This is a genomic window from Micromonospora sp. LHW51205 (genome assembly GCF_003315815.1).
Taxonomy (GTDB): Bacteria; Actinomycetota; Actinomycetes; order Mycobacteriales; family Micromonosporaceae; genus Micromonospora; species Micromonospora chalcea.
In genome coordinates this window covers 1,488,487-1,505,190 of the sequence record NZ_QMEZ01000001.1, presented here as the reverse complement: position 1 = coordinate 1,505,190, position 16,704 = coordinate 1,488,487, and the positions used below count along the sequence as shown (strand labels likewise).

Genomic DNA, 16,704 nt, shown 5'->3' with positions numbered 1-16,704 from the left:
CCGGCCGGCGACTACCGTGCCTCGGCGAACCTCAGCCGCCTGAAGGCCTCGACGTAGACGAACCGCTTGCCGTCCGGAGAGAAGCTCGGGTGGTACGCGCGCTTACCGTCGGCGATCCGCGTCTTCTTCCCGGTGTCGACGTCGACCGACCACACGCCGCCCACGTGATCCGACGCGACGGCGGCGATCACCGACCTGCCGTCCGGCGACACCGCCAGGTCGGCGAGCCCGGGAAGCTCCGCGAGGAACCTGGCCGTGGCCGATCCGACGTCCCACTCGGTCAGGTGCCAGGTGAAGTCAGACGGATACACCTCGACAGGCAGCGGCAACCTGCCGAGGGTGTCGGGTGCGGTGATGAAGAACAGCCGCTCACCCATGGTTGCCGGCGACCGCACCAGCACCATGGACTCGCAACCCGTATCACTGCCACTGAGGTTGAAGGTTGTCCCGTCGACCGTCACCGGAGAGGGGAACTCAGACGCCTTCCCGTCAGCGAGCAGCTGGATTCCCCCCGGCCCGCACTTCCGGCGCGCCTGCACATATCCCCTGCCGTCACCGTTCACGAGTGCGGCACCGGCGAGGAAGCGCGTCGACGCCAGAGGCTCGAACGTCTTGTCGGCCGGCGAGTAGGTGAGCAGCTCCGTTCCGTCCCAGCCGCATTCGAGGGCCACCCCGAGGTCGCCGTCGGGGTCGGCGAACAAGAAGCTGAACAAGCCCGCTTCGCAGGCGGGCACCGCCGGGGCGCGCGTGAGAACGGCTTCCTCGCCGCTCCCGTCGGGCCGCTGCCGCCACACCTCGGCTACTCCCGAGCCCGAGGTCGAGGTCACCTCCCGCAGGTAGTAGACCCAGCCGTCGGCGCCCCACACCGGATGGAACAGGGAGACGGAATCCAGGAGCCCCGAGATCCGGCCGCACCCGCCCACCAGGAGCACGGCCAGTACGAGGACCGACGTCAGAGCCGTACGCAGCGTCCGCACATGCGACCTTCTGGTGCTCACCTGCCTCATTCCGTCCGTCACTCAGCGGGCTCACCGTAGGCGCCGCCGCCGTTGCCGGGGACCGTACACCCGTTAGGTACTCAGGGTGGCGACCTGTGCCGGCCGTGGATACGGCCCGTCGGCCGGGAAGCGCAATCGTCGCGACACCTAGCGGGACCGGACCACGGCCGTGACCTCGACCTCGAGCACGGCACCGGGCAGGAAGAGCCTGCTGACCTCGACAGTCGTGCTCGCCGGCGGCGGTGTGCCAGTGAAGAGCCGTCGCCGGACGGCCGCGTACGCCGGCAGGTCAGCCAGGTCCGTCATGAACGTGCGGATGTGCAGCACGTCGTCGAAGCTCGCGCCGTGCGCCGCGAGCACGCCGCCCACGATCTCGAAGATCCGTTCGGCCTGGGCGCCGGCGTCGCCGGGGGCCACCACCTCGCCGTCGTCGTCGACGGCGACCTGTCCGGCGAGCATCAGCAGCGCGCCGCCGCCGACATCGATCCGGGCGACGTGCGCGAAGCGGTCGCCGAACGGGGCCGCGACGGATTCGGGGTTGTCCAGGGTGAGGCGCATCAGCGTCCCTTCGCAGAAGTCGGGGGAGACGAGGGAGGAGAGATCGGCGTCCTGGTCCGGCGCGGCCCGCATCAGGTCGAGGGCGGCCTCCAGCACGGGGGCCGGCACCGGGCGGCGCAGCGCCAGCCGGGCATCCTTCGCCGCCATCGTGACTGCGAACGAGGCGCCCGAGGCCGTGGCCCGTCCGACCGCGCCGCCGAGGGCCCCACGGTCGAGCACGTCGAGGGCGGTCTGCCTGTCGACACCGAGCGCTGCGGCGACAGCCAGCGCGTCGTGCAGCGCGGCGACAGCCGTCACCAGGCCCGTGTTCGCGACGAGTTTGACGGCGGCACCTGCGCCGATCGGACCGCAGTGACGGACCGTCCCGAGCTGCCCCAGCACCGGAGCCGCCCTCTCCACGGCATCGGCAGGGCCGCCCGCGAAGATCACCAGCGTGCCGGCCCGGGCGGCGTTGACGCTGCCGCCGACGGGGGCGTCGAGGAGGTAGACGCCCGCCGGAAGCCGGCCGGCCACCGCTCGGACTTCGTCCGGCCCGATCGTCGACATCTGCACCACGACCGTCCCGGGTCGGAGCGCGGTGGCGGCGCCGTCCGGCCCGAACAGCACCGTCTCGACCGCGCCGGCGTCGGCGAGCATGACGACGACGACCTCGGCTCCGTCGACCGCGGCGGACGGGCTCGCGGCCACCGTCGCGCCGACCGCCGCGAGCGGCTCCGAACGCTCCGGGCTGCGGTTCCACACTCTGACCCGGTTGCCGCCGGCCAGGAGGCGGCGCGCGATCGGCGTACCCATGTGCCCGGTCCCGAGGACCGCGATGATCTTCACGCGGTAACGCTAGGCCGGTGAAAGCAATGCGACCAACGAATGTCTTGCATGCCTGCCATGCGTGATTACCATGCCTGCCCATGGAGACTCAGCTGCTGGAGGTGTTCCGCGCCGTCGCGCGGCACGGCTCGATCACCACCGCCGCCCGCGCACTCCGCTTCACCCAGTCGGCTGTCTCCCGGCAGATAGCCGCGCTCGAGGCCGACATCGGCGCCCGGCTCTTCGACCGGCTGCCCCGCGGCGTCGCCCTCACCGAGGAGGGACGAGAGCTGCTCCCGCACGCCGAGGCGGTCCTCGACCGGCTCGCCGCGGCCCGGCGTGACCTCGACGACCTGCGCGGGCTCGGCCGTGGGCGGCTGCGTGTGGGTGCCTTCCCGACCGCTGTCGCGGCTCTCGTACCCCGGGCGATGGCGTCGTTCCGCTCGGCCTACCCGGAGGTCTCGCTGTCGCTGGTCGAGGGCGTGACGCCGCGGCTGCTGGAGCGCCTGCTCGCCGAGGAGGCGGATGTGGCAGTGGTCAGCACCTCGCCCACGGGCGAGCTGGACCGCGAACGATTCGACCTGCGACACCTGCTCGACGAGCGGCTCCTGGTCGCGGTCGCGCGTGACCACCGGCTGGCGCGCCGCCGCTCGGTGCGCCTGGCGGACCTCGCCCCGGAAGCGTTCGTCGTGGGCTCGGCCACCGCGGAGAACAGCCTGCTCCGCGCAAGCCTGCCCAGCGGTTTCTCGCCGCGCATCGACATCGTCGCGGCCGAGTGGACCGGCAAGCTGGGATGCGTCGCCGCCGGGTTGGGGGTGGCCCTGGTTCCGGCCCTGGCGGTACGCGGAACCCCGCCGGACATCGCCCTGCTCCGCCTGCACCCGGACGACGAGTCGGTGCGGCAGATATTCGCGGCGACCGTGCGGGGCAGGACGCCGCCGCCGGCGGTCACGCACTTTCTCGAGCATCTGCGGGCGGAGGCGGCCCACCTGGGCTGAAAGCAGAACGCCGACCTGCGTATCCGCTGGTCGGCGTTCCTGTAGCCCGGCGAAAGGCTATGTGGCCAGGGGCGGGGTCGAACCGCCGACCTTCCGATTTTCAGTCGGACGCTCGTACCAACTGAGCTACCTGGCCGTGGTGCTCGGCACATGCTACCGCATGAGCCGATACGCAGAACGCCGCGCATTGAGCTGCGCGGCGTCAGCGCTTGCGGTCCTGACGGGACTTGAACCCGCGACCTCCGCCTTGACAGGGCGGCGAGCACTCCAACTGCTCCACAGGACCTGGCTGGTGTTGCATCCGGCGCGAGCCGGACCGTGCCCCCAACGGGATTCGAACCCGTGCTACCGCCTTGAAAGGGCGGCGTCCTGGGCCGCTAGACGATGAGGGCGGCCCCGCCATCATTGCACACTCGCAACTTCAAGCGGACTTGCTCCCATCCGGCCCCGCCGGAGGCAGGAGAAGCATATGTCATGTCTGCACGGACGGCCAAACCGGTATGGGCATGGCCGCGACGCCGGGCAAAACCGCAGGTCAGGGTAGCCGCGCGATCCCGTATCGCCGCTTCAGGTCCGGGATCAGGTGCCGGCACGCGGCCATCGTCTGGGCCCGGTCACCGCCCGCATCGTGCATCAGCACGATCGAGCCGTTCCGGGTGGCGCCCTTCACCCGCTTGATGATCGTCTTCGCTGGCGGGTGGTCCCAGTCCTGCGGGTCCACGCTCCAGTGCAGCGGGCGCAGGCCCATCTGCCGGGCCACCACGATCTCCTCGGCGGTCCACCGGCCGCCGGGCTGGCGGAACCAGGTGATCGGCGCCTTGGGCGCGGCGGCGCGGATGGCGTCGTTCGTCCGTTCCAGGTCGGCCCGGATCTCGGTGGCCGACCGCCGGCCGAGGTTCACGTCGTGGTGCCAGCTGTGGTTGCAGAGCTGGTGACCCTCGCGGACGATCCGGGCCACCAGCTCCGGGTAGCGCTTGGCCTGCTGGCCGACCACGCAGAACGTCGCGGTGACCCGGGCCGCCCGGAGCTGGGCCAGGATCTGCGGGGTGTAGCGGGGATCCGGTCCGTCGTCGAAGGTGAGCGCCACCCCGCTGCTCCCGCTGGCCCGGTGCAGGCCCGCCGGGAGCTTCTTGGGCACCGGGCGCAGCTTCGGCTTCCTGGGGGTGGCGGTCGGGGTCGGTGAGGGCTTCGTCACGGGCGACGGCGACGCCGAGACCGACGGCGAGGCCGCCGCCTGATCGGGTGACTTGCCGGCTTCGCCGCAGGCGGTGACGAGGAGCACCAGGCCCAGGGCGAGCGCCGGCAGGGCGCGTGGACGCATTCGTCGCTCCCGGAGGGGTCGGGGTCAGACGGACTTTCCGACCGTAGTGGACGCGCCCCGGAGCGAAAAGGGCCGTCAGCCCTTCGTCGACTGGTCCAGCGAGTCCCGTACCGCCAGGGCGAGGGAGAGCGCCTCGGCCAGATCCACCGGCCGGACCACCCCGGCCGGCAGCGAGTCGGCCCGCCAGCCGGGCCCGGCGGCGAGCACCAGCAGCGGCCGGCGGGGGACGGTCAGCAGCGCGGTGAGCTGGCACGGGTCGGCGGTCGCGCGGGTGTGCGACCAGAGGACCACGGCCGCCGGCCCGGTCCGGTTGACCGCCTCAACCAGGGCGGGCAACGGCACCCGGGCGCCGAGCATGCGAGAGCTCACACCGGCCTCCGCGAGCGCGGCGGCGAGCGCCTCCAGCGGCAACGAGTGCTGTTCCTCGTCGGCGCAGGAGAGCAGGATCCGGGGCGGTCCGCCGTTCGGGTGGGCCCGGATCACCGTGGCGAACGCCACCGAGACGCACCGGGACATCAGGTGTTCCACCTCGATCAGGCCGGCGGTGGCGGCGTGCCGTTCCCCGATCCCGGTGAGCACCGGCCGGAGCAGCCCCTCCCAGGTCGCCACCACCCCGTCGGCGGCGAGCGCCTCGGCGATGGTCCGCGCGATGGTCACCGAGTCCAGGCGCATCGCGGCACGGGCCAGCCCCCGTGCGGCGGGGCCGGCCCGGCCGACCGGGATGGTCGTGCCGCCGCCGTCGCGTACCGCCGAGGTCCGTGCCTTGAGCGCGAGCCGGTCCGGCGGCGGCACGGCCGGGGCCTGCCGGGCCCAGCGGGCCGCCTCGGCGGGCGCCACCCCCTCGGTGGTCAGCCGGCGCATGATCTCCAGGCGGGCGAGGTCGGCGGGCGTGTAGCGCCGGTGGTGGCCCGGCACGTGCTCGCTGGGACCGAGGCCGTACCGCTGGTGCCAGGTGCGCAGCGTGGTGACCGCCACACCCAACCGGCGTGCCACGGCCCCCGCGCTCAGCGCCTCATCGGCCACCCGACCGCTCCGGTGCCTCGGAGGCCGCGACGCCCGGCCGGGCCGGGCCCGCCGGATGCAGCAGCCGGTTGACCACGCCGCCCAGCCACGGGGCGTACGCGCGGGGGTCGGCGTCCAGGTCGGCCACCACCGCGCCGGGGTCGGCCCAGCGCAGCTCGGCCACCTCGTCCGGATCGGGCCGCGTCACCAGGTCGGCGGGTACGTCGGCGCGCAGCACGTGGTCGTACTCGAACTCGACGCGGCCGGTCGCCGGGTCCTCGGCGTAGTAGATGTAGACGCCCACCTCGGTGAGCTCGACCGGGCCGACGCCGAGTTCCTCGCCGAGCCGCCGGTTGGCGGCCTCGGTCAGCGACTGGCCCGGCAGCGGGTGCCCGCAGCAGGAGTTCGCCCAGCGCAGCGGGAACCGCGTCTTCACCGCGGCCCGCTGCTGCAGCAGCACCCGCCCCTGCGGGTCGACCAGGAGCACCGAGAAGGCCCGGTGCAGCCGGCCGGGTGGCTGGTGGGCGGTCGCCACGGTGGTCTCGCCGAGCACCTGCCCGTCGTCGCCGACCAGCTCGACCAGGTGTTCCTCCCGCTCGCTCATGCCGTCGCCCCGGTGATCCGGGCCGCCGCGAGCTTGCCGCTGATCAGCACCATCGGTACCCCCACGCCCGGCTGCGTGCCGGAGCCGACGAAGACCACGTTGTCCAGCTTCCGGTGCAGGTTGGAGGGGCGGAACGGCCCGGTCTGGAAGAGGCTGTGCGCGGCGGCGAACGGCGTGCCGGCGGCCATGCCCTGTGCCGCCCAGTCGGCCGGGGTGACGGCCCGCATCACCTCGATGCCGTCGCCGAAGCCGACGTATCCGCGTTCCTCCAGCGTGCCTACGAGCTGGTCGGCGTACCGCTGGGTGAGGTCGCCCGTCCAGTCGAACGGCGCCCGCTCCAGGTTCGGCACCGGCGCCAGCACGTAGTAGGTGTGCTTCCCGGCCGGCGCCACCGACGGGTCGGTGCGGCTCGGGTTCGTCACCAGCAGCGACGGGTCGGTCATCAGCTCGCCTCGGCGGATCACCTCGTCGAACGTCCCCTTCCAGGAGCGCCCGAAGTGGATGTTGTGGTGGGCGATCTTGCCATAGCCCTGCGTCGAACCGATGTGCAGCACCACGCAGGACGGCGAGTAGGTGAGCTTGCGTTGCCGGCTGGGCGGCAGCAGGTCCTCGTAGGCGACCGGCAGGTCGGGGTTGAGCACCACCGTGTCGGCGGGGACGAAGTCGCCGTCGGAGGTGATCACGCCGGTGGCGCGGCCGTTGGCGGTCTCCACCCGGGTCACCGTGGTGCCGTACCGGAACTGCACGCCGTGCTTCTCGGCCGCGCCGGCCATCCCGCGGGAGACCGCGTGGATGCCGCCGCGCGGGAAGCAGACACCGGCCACCGAGTCGAGGTACGCGATGACCGCGTAGATCGCCAGCGCGTCGTGCGGCGACAGGCCCGCGTACATGGCCTGGAAGGAGAAGATCCGCTGGGTCCGCGGGTCGCGGAAGAACTGGTTGATCTTCGTCTGGAGCCGCCGGAACGCGCCGTTGGCGAACAACTTCAGCAGGTTGCCGGTGAGCAGGTCGGTCGGCGCGTCGAGATTGCGCTCGATGAAGTCGGCCCGTTCCCACTGCCACAGGTTGCGGGCGTAGTCGACGAAACGCAGGTAGCCGTCCGCCTCCCGGGGACCGCAGACACGCGCGATCTCGGCCGCCATCCGGGTGGTGTCGGTGATGACGTCGAGCGTCGACCCGTCCGGGTAGTAGGCGCGGTACGCCGGGTCGAGCGGGCTCAGGTCGAGCCAGTCGGTCAGCTCCTCGCCGACCGCGCCGAGCGCCTCGGCGATCAGGTCGGGCATGGTGAGGACGGTCGGGCCGGTGTCGAACTCGTACCCGTCGACGCTGAGCCGCCCGGCGCGCCCGCCGGGCACCGGCTCGCGCTCCAGCACCGTCACCTGCCGGCCGCTGCCGGCCAGGTGCAGCGCGCACGCCAGTCCACCCAGCCCGGCGCCGACCACCACCACCCGGTCGGTCCGTCCCTTGACGGTACGCATTCCGGCCCCCTTGCTCGCGAAGTTGCTCATCATGCCCGCCGCGCCGTGGCGGCGGTGGCGAGACCCGTCAGCGCGGTGCGCGCGGTCTCGTCGATCGGTGCGGTGCCGAGCGCGGCGAGCGCCTCGGTGACCCGGTCGGCGATCATCCGTTCCACCCGGGCGGTGGCGCCGGTGTCGCGGACCACGTCGGCAAGCCGGTCCACGTCGCGTGCCGTGGTGACCGAGCCGGCCCGGTCCAGCGCCCGGCGCTGCGCCGGGTCGGCGAGCTGCCGGGCCAGCATCAGCAGGGCGGTCGGCTTGCCGGTACGCAGGTCGTCCCCGGCCGGCTTGCCGGTGGTCTCCGGGTCGCCGTAGACGCCGAGCAGGTCGTCGCGGAGCTGGAACGCCTCGCCGACGGCCAGCCCGTACCGGGTGTACGCGGCGATGAGCGGGTCGTCCGGGTCGGTGCCGGCCAGGCAGGCGCCGAAGAGCAGCGGCCGCTGGACGGTGTAGCTGGCGGTCTTGTACCGGGCCACCCGTAGCGCCCGGTCGACGGTCCAGTTCCCCGCGTCGTTCTCGCCGAGCACGTCCAGGAACTGCCCGGCGACCGTCTCCACCCGCATCTGGTCGTAGCAGCGGCGCACGTCGAGCAGCCGCTCGGCGGGGACCGCCGCGTGGCCCATGAGCCGGTCGGCCCACACCATGCAGAGGTCGCCGATGAGGACGGCGACCGCTTCGCCGTACCGGTCGGGGTCGCCCGCGTGCCCGGCGGCGCGGTGCCGGGCGGCGGCGGCCCGGTGCGCGGTCGGCAGCCCGCGTCGGGTGTCGGAAGCGTCCATCACGTCGTCGTGCACGAGCGCGAACGTGTGTAGCAGTTCGAGGGCGGACAGGGCCGGGAGCACCGAACACATCGGTTCCTCCCCGCCGACAGCGCCCCGCCATCCCCAGTACGCGAACGTGGGCCGGACCCGTTTGCCGCCGGCCAGCACGCAGTCGCGCGCGGTTGCGGCGAATGCACCCATCGCTGCGTCGATCTCGGTCAGCGAATCGACTTCCGCGGCCAGGAACGCCACCAGCGTCTCATCGACCCCTTTGATCAGGTCTTTCGTGAACGCGGCCAGTACGCCGCGGACCGGATCGTCCGTCGCCCCGGCCTGAGCCGGCGCGACGCGGAGCGCATTACCCGCAACTGCGTCGTTGGCCATGTGGGCGAGCGTACCCTAGGGTTACGAGTTGCGTCGATTGCTGCGTCGAAACTGAGGAGGGCCGATGGACGTGGATCTGGCCGCCGCCTATGACCGCTGCCGCGAGCTGCACCGGCGTCACGGCCGTACCTACTATCTCGCCACCCGGCTGCTCCCCGCCTGGAAACGGCGACATGTGCACGCCTTGTACGGATTCACCCGCTACGCGGACGAGATCGTCGACCGCACCGAGGACCTGCCGCCCGCCGAGCGCGCGGCCCGGCTGCGCGAGTGGTCGGATCGATTCGTGGCCGGGCTGCACGGCGCGTCGGTCGACGACCCGCTGCTCCCCGCCGTGCTGCACACCATCGCCGTGTTCGACCTGGACCGCGACGACTTCGCGTCGTTCCTGCGCAGCATGGCGATGGACCTGACGGTGATGTCGTACCCGACCTACGACGACCTGCTCGACTACATGGAGGGCTCGGCCGCCGTCATCGGCACCATGATGCTGCCGATCCTGGGCAGCTCCGACCCGGCCGCCGCCCGGGAGCCCGCCCGCCAGCTCGGCTTCGCCTTCCAGCTCACCAACTTCATCCGGGACGTCGCCGAGGACCTCGACCGGGGCCGGACCTACCTGCCCGACGAGGATCTGGCCAAGTTCGACGTCACCCGCGCCGACCTCGTCGCGGCCAAGGCCGCCGGTCGCACCACGCCGCGTATCCGCGAGCTGATCGAGTACGAGGTGACCCGCGCGCAGGCCCACTACCTCGCCGCCGCGCCGGGCATCCCGCTGCTCAACCCCGCCTCGCAGGCGTGCATGCGCACCGCGTACGCGCTCTACGGCGGCATCCTGGACGAGGTCGCCGCGCAGGACTACGACGTCTTCGTCCGCCGGGCCCTGGTGCCGCAGCGGCGCCGGATGGCGGTGGCCGCGCGGGCGCTGCTCACCCCGCCCGGCACGCCGGTTCAGGTGCCCGGCCCGGCGCTGGAACCGGCCCTGGCCGGATGACCGGCCGGACGGCGGTCGTGCTGTTCACCCGCGACCTGCGGGTGCACGACCACCCGGCGCTGGCGGCCGCCTGTTCCGCGTTCGAGCGGGTGGTGCCGCTCTACGTGCTCGACCCGGAGTTGCAGCAGCTCTCGCCGAACCGCACCCGGTTCCTGCACCAGAGCCTGGCCGACCTGCGCGAGGCGCTGCGCAAGCGCGGCGGCGACCTGGTGATCAGGCGCGGCGACCCGGTGGCCGAGACGGTGAAGCTGGCCCGGAAGGTGGGCGCCGAGGGCGTCGGGCTCTCCGCCGACGTCAGCCACTACGCCCGCAGCCGGGAACGCCGCCTGCGCGCCGAGTGCGACCGGCACCGCATGTTCCTGCGGTTGTTCCCCGGCCTGACGATCGTCGAGCCGGGCGCGCTGCGCCCGAGCGGCGGCGACCACTACCGCGTGTTCAGCCCCTACTTCCGCGCCTGGCAGGGCGTGCGCCTGCGGGACGAACTGGCCGCGCCGAAGCGGGTCCGGCTGCCCGACGGCGTCGACCCGGGCCGCCTGCCCGACCCGCCGAAGGGCGACAGCCCGGCCGCCGCCGTGGGCGGGGAGAACGCCGCCCGCCGCCGGCTCACCGCCTGGCTGCCCACCCTCGACCGGTACGACGACATCCACGACGACATGGTCGGCGACGAGACCTCCCGGCTCAGCCCGTACCTGCGCTTCGGCTGCGTCTCCCCGCTGGCGGTGGCGACCCGGGCCGGCGACCGCGACGGCCCGTTCGTCCGGCAGCTCTGCTGGCGCGACTTCTACCACCAGGTCGTCGCCGGATTCCCGGACCTGTCCACGGCCGCCTACCGGCGGGGCGCCCGGGAGGACTGGCGGTACGACGAGCACGCGCTCGACGCCTGGGCCGAGGGTCGGACCGGCATGCCGATCGTGGACGCCGGCATGCGTCAGATGCGCGCCGAGGGCTGGATGCACAACCGGGCCCGCCTGATCACCGCCGGCTACCTGACCAAGCACCTCGGGCTGGACTGGCGGCCCGGCCTGGAAGTCTTCTTCCGGTGGTTGCTCGACGGCGACCGGGTCAACAACTCCGGCAACTGGCAGTGGGTGGCCGGCACCGGCAACGACACCCGGCCGTACCGCGGCTTCAACCCGGTACGGCAGGCCGAGCGCTACGACCCCGACGGCGCGTACGTGCGGCGGTGGGTGCCGGAGCTGGAATCGGTGGCGGGCAAGGCGGTGCACCAGCCGTGGCGGCTGCCCGACGCTGTGCGTCGCACGCTCGACTACCCGCCGCCGCTGGAGGTGCCCGGCGCCGACCCGGTCTGGCTCCGCTGACGCCCTCGCCCCTCGCCCCTCGCCGCCCGCCGCCCGCGCACGAGCGCGAACGTCACACGAGCCCAACGTCGCTGACGCACAGCCCGAGCGGGCCCCAGCACGGCGCCCACGATTACTGCGGGTGACTGCACCTCTAGCCCGCGCCATCCACCTCCGCCGACTTTGCTCTGCAGCCATATCCGCACCCGTTGCGGAACGTGACCGGTGCGGGCCTCTCGCGGATTTCGGACCTAGCGGAAATCCGCTGCTCAACTCGGTGCTGCGCCAATGGGTGCAGAGCAAAGTCGGAAAAGGGGAAGCCAGGCGCGACTGCCGGCCGAATGCGCTGCGTGACGACGCGCCGGAATTACAGAACGTGACTGACCGTCAGAGGCAGGAGTGCAGCGCCTCGACCAGCTCCTCCACCCGATCGTGGTCGGCCAGCCGGGCGGTCGCGTACGCGAAGGTGTAGCCCCGCTCCGGTTCGGCCCAGGCGCTGCTGCCGCCGATCCCGCCCATACCCCAGCTGCCGTCCGGCTCCCACTGCATGCCGAGCGTCCAGTACACCGGCCGGTCCAGCAGCAGGTCCGGCCCGGAATACTGCACCCGCGTCGCCTCGGCGACCAGCTCCGGGCTGAACAGGCGTACCCCGTCCAGGGTGCCGCCGGCGAGCAGGCCCGCGTACAGCCGGGCGAGCCCGGGGCGGTGGCGTGCAGGTTCACCGCCGGGATCTCGGCGGCCCGCCAGAGGTCGCTGTTCACCATCGCGACGTCGCGCCCGCCGGGCGGGTTGTCCAGCGCCCGCGCCCGCAACGAACCCGGCTCGCCGCGCATCGCGTCCGGCCAGGCCGGATCGGCGTACGACAGGTCGGCGCACCGCCGCCGGTCGGCCTCACCCAGCCCGAAGGCCAGGTCCAGGCGCCACGGACCGGCGATCTCCTCGGCCAGGAACCGGCCCACCGGCCGCCCGTCCACCCGGCGGACCAACTCGCCCACCAGGTGCCCGTACGTCCAGGCGTGCTCGCCCGCGACGGCGCCCGGGTCCCACTCCGGCTCGGCCGCCGCCAGGTCGGCGCAGAGCAGGCCCCAGTCGGCGATGGCCGCGGCGGGCCGGGGCACCGGGAAGGCGGGCAGCCCGGCGGTGTGGGCGAGGACCTGCCGGACGGTCGCCGGGGTGCGGAACTCCGGCCAGTACGCCGACACCGGCGCGTCCAGGTCGACCCGGCCCCGGTCGACGAGCAGCAGCAGACAGAGCGCCACCACCGGCTTGCCGGTCGAGTAGACGTCCACGAGCGTGTCCGGACGCCACGCCCGGTCCGCCCCTGCCATCGGCACGACCGCACTGGGCGGGACCGCCGCCGCCGTGCCGCCCATCAGCTCGATCACCGGTACGCCGTCGTGCCGCACCGCGAGCGACGCGCCGGTCTCCCGGCCGGTGACGAACAGGTCGTGGAAGCAGTCCCGGACCGGGGTGAAGCGCGTGTGCATGCGGCCACGGTAGGCGGTCGCGTTCGTGACGAGCGCGGGAATTCGGGGCCGGTGCGGTGGCCGGTGTCCCGAAGGTACGGAATGCTTGCGGAATGGCGGAGCCGGAACAGGTTGACGTAGTAGTGGTCGGGCTCGGCGTCGGCGGCGAGGAGGTGGCCGGACGGCTCGCCGAGGCCGGCCTCACAGTGGTCGGCATCGAACGGGACCTGGTCGGCGGCGAGTGCCCCTACTGGGGGTGCGTGCCGAGCAAGATGATGATCCGGGCGGCGAACGCGCTGGCCGAGGCGCACCGGGTCAACGAGCTGGCCGGGTCCGCCCAGGTGCGGCCGGACTGGGCGCCGGTGGCGAAGCGGATCCGGGCCGAGGCCACCGACACCTGGGACGACAAGGTGGCGGTGGACCGCTTCACCGGCAAGGGCGGCCGGTTCGTCCGGGGCAGCGGGCGGCTCGACGGCCCGAACCGGGTACGCGTCGGCGACCAGGTGTTCCAGGCCCGGTACGGCGTGGTCCTCGGCACCGGCACCCGGCCCTCGGTCCCGCCGATCGACGGGCTGGCCGACACGCCGTACTGGACGAATCACCAGGCCATCGAGGTGGAGGAGCTGCCCGCGTCGCTGCTGGTGCTCGGCGGCGGCGCGATCGGGCTGGAACTCGCGCAGGTCTTCGCCCGGTTCGGCGTGCGGGTGACGGTCATCGAGGCGGCCGACCGGGTGCTCGCCGTCGAGGAGCCGGAGGCGTCAGCGCTCGCCGCCGACGCGCTGCGCGCCGACGGGGTGGAGATCCACACCGGGGTCAAGGCCGGCCGGGTCGGCCACGACGGCGGCGCGTTCACCGTGTACGCCGACGGCGCCGAGTTCACCGGCGAGAAGCTGCTCGTGGTGACCGGCCGCAAGGCGCACCTGGAGGAGTTGGGCCTGGACACGGTCGGGGTGGACGCCGGGCAGCGCTACCTGCCGGTGAACGACCGGATGCACGTCACCGAGGGGATCTGGGCGGTCGGTGACCTCACCGGCGAGGGCGCGTTCACCCACATCGCCATGTACCAGGCCGGCATCGTGGTGGCCGACGTCCTCGACCACATGCGGCGTACCAAGGGCGGCCCGGACGCCAGCGGCACCGCGAGCGTGGTCGGCGGCGCGGCCGGTGTGGTCAGCTCGGTCGGCGGCGCGATGAGCGCGGGCGGATCGAGCGTCGCGCCGGGCAGCGTCCCGGTCGCCGACTACCGGGCGCTGCCCCGGGTCACGTTCACCGACCCCGAGGTCGGCGCGGTCGGCCTCACCGAGCAGCAGGCCCGCGAGCGCGGCGTCAACGTCCAGGTCGGATACGCCGATCTCACCTCGTCGGCCCGGGGCTGGATCCACAAGACCGGCAACGCCGGGTTCATCAAGCTGGTCGCCGACGCCGACCAGGGCGTGCTCATCGGGGCCACCTCGGCCGGACCGGCCGGCGGCGAGGTGCTCTCCGCGCTCGTCGTGGCGGTGCACGCGGCGGTGCCGATCAGCCAGCTCCGGCACATGATCTACGCGTACCCGACGTTCCACCGGGCCATCGAGGACGCGTTGCGCGCCCTGAAGTGACGCCTCAGCCGGCCGGCGCACCGTGGCGGCCGGCCCCGGCGGCGAACCGGCCGGCCCCGCGTACCCCGTCCACCGCCAGCGACTCCATGCCGTAGGCCAGCTCGGTGGCCATCGCCTCCGGCTCCGGCCGCCCCGCGCCGTCCAGCACCGCCGCCCGGTCGTTGCGCAGGCACGTCTGCGGAGACCGGGCGATCGCGGCGGCCAGTTCCTCGGCCGCCGCGCGGGCCTCACCCGGCGCGACCAGCCGGTTGACCAGACCCATCGCGTACGCCTCGTCGGCGCCGACCGGGCGTCCGGTGAGGATCAGGTCCATCGCCCGGCTCTCGCCGATCAGCCGGGGCAGCCGGACCGTCCCGCCGTCGATCAACGGTACGCCCCACCGGCGGCAGAACACGCCGAGCGTCGCGTCCGACTCGGCGATACGCAGGTCACACCAGAGCGCCAGCTCCAGCCCGCCCGCCACCGCGTACCCGGAGATCGCCGCGATCACCGGCTTGGACAGCCGCATCCGGGTGGGGCCCATCGGTCCGTCCCCCTCGGGCTCGACGCGGTTGCCGCGCGGCGTGCCGACGGCCTTCAGATCGGCGCCGGAGCAGAACGTGCCGCCCGCGCCCCAGAGCACCGCGACCGCCGCGTCCGGGTCGGCGTCGAACGCGCGGAACGCGTCGGCGAGCGCTCGTGCGGTCGGCCCGTCCACGGCGTTACGGGCCTCGGGCCGGTCCAGGATCACAGTGGTCACGGCACCGGCGTGCTCGACGCGTACCCCCATGGGCTCAGCATGCCCGCGACGGCGCTGCCGTGGCTACGCCCTATTTGATCGAGCCGGATCGGGTCAGCCAGCGCATCGGCTGGCCGGTGACGGCGCCGACCTGGTCGAAGTCCCGGTCGTAGTGCAGCAGCGAGAGGCCGTGGTACTCGGCGGTGGCGGCGATGAGCAGGTCGACCGCGCCCGCCGAGCGGTGCGTGCCCCGCGCGGTCAGCTCGCCCTGGATCTCGGCGGCGCGTTCGTAGATCCGGTCCGGCATGACCACCCAGCCGAAGGCGGCCCGGAGCTGCTCCGTCAGGCGCGTCCGGTCGGCGACCGACCGGGCGGTGTAGAGGAATTCCAGCTCGACCAGCGGGCACACGGCGAGCAGACCCGCTGTCACCTGCTGTTCCCAGCGCGCCAGCACGTCGGGATCACGCAGGAGCCGGACGAGGGCGCTGGTGTCGATCAGGTAGTCGGCCAGCTTCACGAGCGGTAGGCACCCTTGTCGAGCAGTTCGTCGAAGTCACCGGCCTGCCCGCGTTCGGCCAGCTCCGCCAGTGCCCGGGCGCGGCGCAGTCTCGCCGCGCCCTCGCGGAGAGCGACGTTCACCGTGTCCTTCTTGGTCTTCGTGCCGAACGCCTCGGCGGCATCCGCCAGCGCCTCGTCGTCGACGTCCACCAGGATCTTGGTCATCGCGGCTCCCTATATACGACCAGCCGCCCGAGTATATCCAGCGCGGAGGCTGTGCGAGGGAATTCCGGGGCGTCCGGTTTGGGGGCTCTCCTGCCGGGAAGTCGGAACGGGTGCGCGAACTACTGACGAAGATCGAACAGGCCACCGGTCTCGACCGGGTGGGTGACCGGTTGCAGCGCGCCGTCCAGGGCACGTTGCGTTCCCAGCGGGTACGCGACGCGCTGCACGGCGTGTGGCTCGGCCATCCGCTGCACCCCGCGATGGTGCAGGTGCCGGTCGGCGCCTGGATCTCCGCCGCCGTGGTGGACCTGCTGCCCGGCCAGCGCCGAGCCGCCACCGCGCTGGTGGGCCTCGGTACGGTCAGCGCGCTGCCCGCAGCCGTCGCCGGGCTCAACGACTGGGCCACGCTCACCCGCGACCAGCGCCGGATCGGCCTGGTGCACGCCGCCGCCAACACGGTCGGCCTGGCGCTGTACGCCGGCTCGCTGGCGGCCCGCCTCAACGGGCGGCACGGCCTCGGCCGGGCGCTGTCCTACCTCGGTCTGTCCGCCGCCAGCGGTGGCGCGTACCTGGGTGGGCACCTCGCGTACAAGCAGGGCGCCCAGGCCAGCCAGAGCGTCTCCGAGCTGCACCTGATCAGCGACGGCTGGCACCGGGTCGGCGACCTGAGCAGCCTGCCCCGGCACGAACTGGTCACCAAGAAGATCGACGACGTCTCGGTGATCCTCTACCGGGACGGCGACGACGTCACGGTGATGCTGGAGCGCTGCCCGCACCAGAGCGGCCCGCTCGGCGAGGGCACTGTGGAGCGGATCGACGGTCACGCCTGCGTGGTCTGCCCCTGGCACGGCAGCGCGTTCCGGCTCAACGGCGGCGAGGTGGTGCACGGCCCGGCCGCGAACGACCAGATCGTGCTCCCCACCCGCGTGGTGTCCGGCCGGGTCGAGGCCCGGCTGCCCTGAC

General features: G+C 73.2%; 16 protein-coding genes and 3 tRNA genes. 5 read left to right on the top strand and 14 right to left on the bottom strand.

What is annotated here, in order from left to right:
• Window positions 1–11: 11 nt before the first annotated feature.
• Both DQE82_RS07135 and DQE82_RS07130 read right to left on the bottom strand, forming a co-directional pair.
• Window positions 12–998: a hypothetical protein gene (locus tag DQE82_RS07135; RefSeq protein WP_233514602.1), complete on the bottom strand. Its 987-nt coding sequence runs from the start codon at window positions 996–998 to the stop codon at window positions 12–14.
• A gap of 147 nt (window positions 999–1,145) precedes the next feature.
• The gene (locus tag DQE82_RS07130) at window positions 1,146–2,381 is read right to left on the bottom strand and encodes an NAD(P)-binding domain-containing protein (protein WP_199495946.1); all 1,236 of its coding nucleotides are present in this window, start codon (window positions 2,379–2,381) and stop codon (window positions 1,146–1,148) included.
• Between the two features lie 80 nt (window positions 2,382–2,461).
• On the opposite strand from DQE82_RS07130, the gene DQE82_RS07125 reads away from it, so the two are divergent.
• Window positions 2,462–3,358 carry a LysR family transcriptional regulator gene (locus DQE82_RS07125; RefSeq protein ID WP_113972254.1) on the top strand — a complete coding sequence of 299 codons (897 nt, stop codon included), beginning with the start codon at window positions 2,462–2,464 and terminating at the stop codon, window positions 3,356–3,358.
• A gap of 62 nt (window positions 3,359–3,420) precedes the next feature.
• On the opposite strand, the gene DQE82_RS07120 is transcribed toward DQE82_RS07125, so the two are convergent.
• The 8 genes from DQE82_RS07120 to DQE82_RS07085 form a co-directional block, all read right to left on the bottom strand.
• Window positions 3,421–3,494, bottom strand: a tRNA-Phe gene (locus DQE82_RS07120).
• Between the two features lie 76 nt (window positions 3,495–3,570).
• A tRNA-Asp gene (locus DQE82_RS07115) sits at window positions 3,571–3,644 on the bottom strand.
• A 33-nt stretch (window positions 3,645–3,677) separates the two neighbouring features.
• A tRNA-Glu gene (locus tag DQE82_RS07110) sits at window positions 3,678–3,750 on the bottom strand.
• Window positions 3,751–3,893: 143 nt separating this feature from the next.
• A complete protein-coding gene (locus tag DQE82_RS07105) occupies window positions 3,894–4,679 on the bottom strand; it encodes a polysaccharide deacetylase family protein (protein ID WP_043327523.1) in 786 nt (261 codons plus the stop codon).
• Between the two features lie 75 nt (window positions 4,680–4,754).
• Complete coding sequence (locus tag DQE82_RS07100) at window positions 4,755–5,702, bottom strand: MerR family transcriptional regulator (RefSeq protein ID WP_043327522.1); 948 nt, start codon at window positions 5,700–5,702, stop codon at window positions 4,755–4,757.
• Window positions 5,692–6,285 (bottom strand): isopentenyl-diphosphate Delta-isomerase, encoded by a 594-nt coding sequence (gene idi / locus DQE82_RS07095; RefSeq protein WP_043327521.1) that lies wholly within the window; start codon window positions 6,283–6,285, stop codon window positions 5,692–5,694. The genes DQE82_RS07100 and idi overlap by 11 nt, the downstream gene beginning before the upstream one ends.
• Window positions 6,282–7,763 (bottom strand): phytoene desaturase family protein, encoded by a 1,482-nt coding sequence (crtI, locus tag DQE82_RS07090; RefSeq protein ID WP_181373707.1) that lies wholly within the window; start codon window positions 7,761–7,763, stop codon window positions 6,282–6,284. The genes idi and crtI overlap by 4 nt, the downstream gene beginning before the upstream one ends.
• 29 nt (window positions 7,764–7,792) lie before the next feature.
• On the bottom strand, window positions 7,793–8,947 hold the full coding sequence (locus tag DQE82_RS07085) for a polyprenyl synthetase family protein (protein ID WP_069088148.1): 1,155 nt from the start codon (window positions 8,945–8,947) through the stop codon (window positions 7,793–7,795).
• A 64-nt stretch (window positions 8,948–9,011) separates the two neighbouring features.
• Between DQE82_RS07085 and DQE82_RS07080 the strand changes: the two genes are divergently transcribed.
• Window positions 9,012–9,938: a phytoene/squalene synthase family protein gene (locus DQE82_RS07080; protein ID WP_043327518.1), complete on the top strand. Its 927-nt coding sequence runs from the start codon at window positions 9,012–9,014 to the stop codon at window positions 9,936–9,938.
• The gene (locus DQE82_RS07075; protein WP_113972253.1) at window positions 9,935–11,257 is read left to right on the top strand and encodes a deoxyribodipyrimidine photo-lyase; all 1,323 of its coding nucleotides are present in this window, start codon (window positions 9,935–9,937) and stop codon (window positions 11,255–11,257) included. The genes DQE82_RS07080 and DQE82_RS07075 overlap by 4 nt, the downstream gene beginning before the upstream one ends.
• A gap of 248 nt (window positions 11,258–11,505) precedes the next feature.
• On the opposite strand, the gene DQE82_RS07070 is transcribed toward DQE82_RS07075, so the two are convergent.
• Window positions 11,506–12,723, bottom strand: a complete 1,218-nt coding sequence (locus tag DQE82_RS07070; RefSeq protein WP_233514601.1) for a serine hydrolase domain-containing protein — start codon at window positions 12,721–12,723, stop codon at window positions 11,506–11,508.
• A gap of 92 nt (window positions 12,724–12,815) precedes the next feature.
• Here DQE82_RS07070 and DQE82_RS07065 point away from each other — a divergent pair, with 92 nt between their 5' ends.
• Window positions 12,816–14,300, top strand: a complete 1,485-nt coding sequence (locus tag DQE82_RS07065; protein ID WP_113972252.1) for an NAD(P)/FAD-dependent oxidoreductase — start codon at window positions 12,816–12,818, stop codon at window positions 14,298–14,300.
• 4 nt (window positions 14,301–14,304) lie between these two features.
• Here DQE82_RS07065 and DQE82_RS07060 read toward each other — a convergent pair whose 3' ends face one another.
• The 3 genes from DQE82_RS07060 to DQE82_RS07050 are packed head-to-tail and all read right to left on the bottom strand — an operon-like array spanning window position 14,305 to window position 15,741.
• On the bottom strand, window positions 14,305–15,069 hold the full coding sequence (locus DQE82_RS07060; RefSeq protein ID WP_113972251.1) for a crotonase/enoyl-CoA hydratase family protein: 765 nt from the start codon (window positions 15,067–15,069) through the stop codon (window positions 14,305–14,307).
• 40 nt (window positions 15,070–15,109) lie between these two features.
• Complete coding sequence (locus DQE82_RS07055; RefSeq protein WP_113972250.1) at window positions 15,110–15,535, bottom strand: PIN domain nuclease; 426 nt, start codon at window positions 15,533–15,535, stop codon at window positions 15,110–15,112.
• Complete coding sequence (locus DQE82_RS07050) at window positions 15,532–15,741, bottom strand: type II toxin-antitoxin system VapB family antitoxin (RefSeq protein ID WP_030500628.1); 210 nt, start codon at window positions 15,739–15,741, stop codon at window positions 15,532–15,534. The genes DQE82_RS07055 and DQE82_RS07050 overlap by 4 nt, the downstream gene beginning before the upstream one ends.
• A gap of 110 nt (window positions 15,742–15,851) precedes the next feature.
• Between DQE82_RS07050 and DQE82_RS07045 the strand changes: the two genes are divergently transcribed.
• Entirely contained in the window at window positions 15,852–16,703 is an 852-nt protein-coding gene (locus tag DQE82_RS07045) for a Rieske 2Fe-2S domain-containing protein (protein WP_113972249.1), read from the top strand.
• Window position 16,704 lies beyond the last annotated feature (1 nt).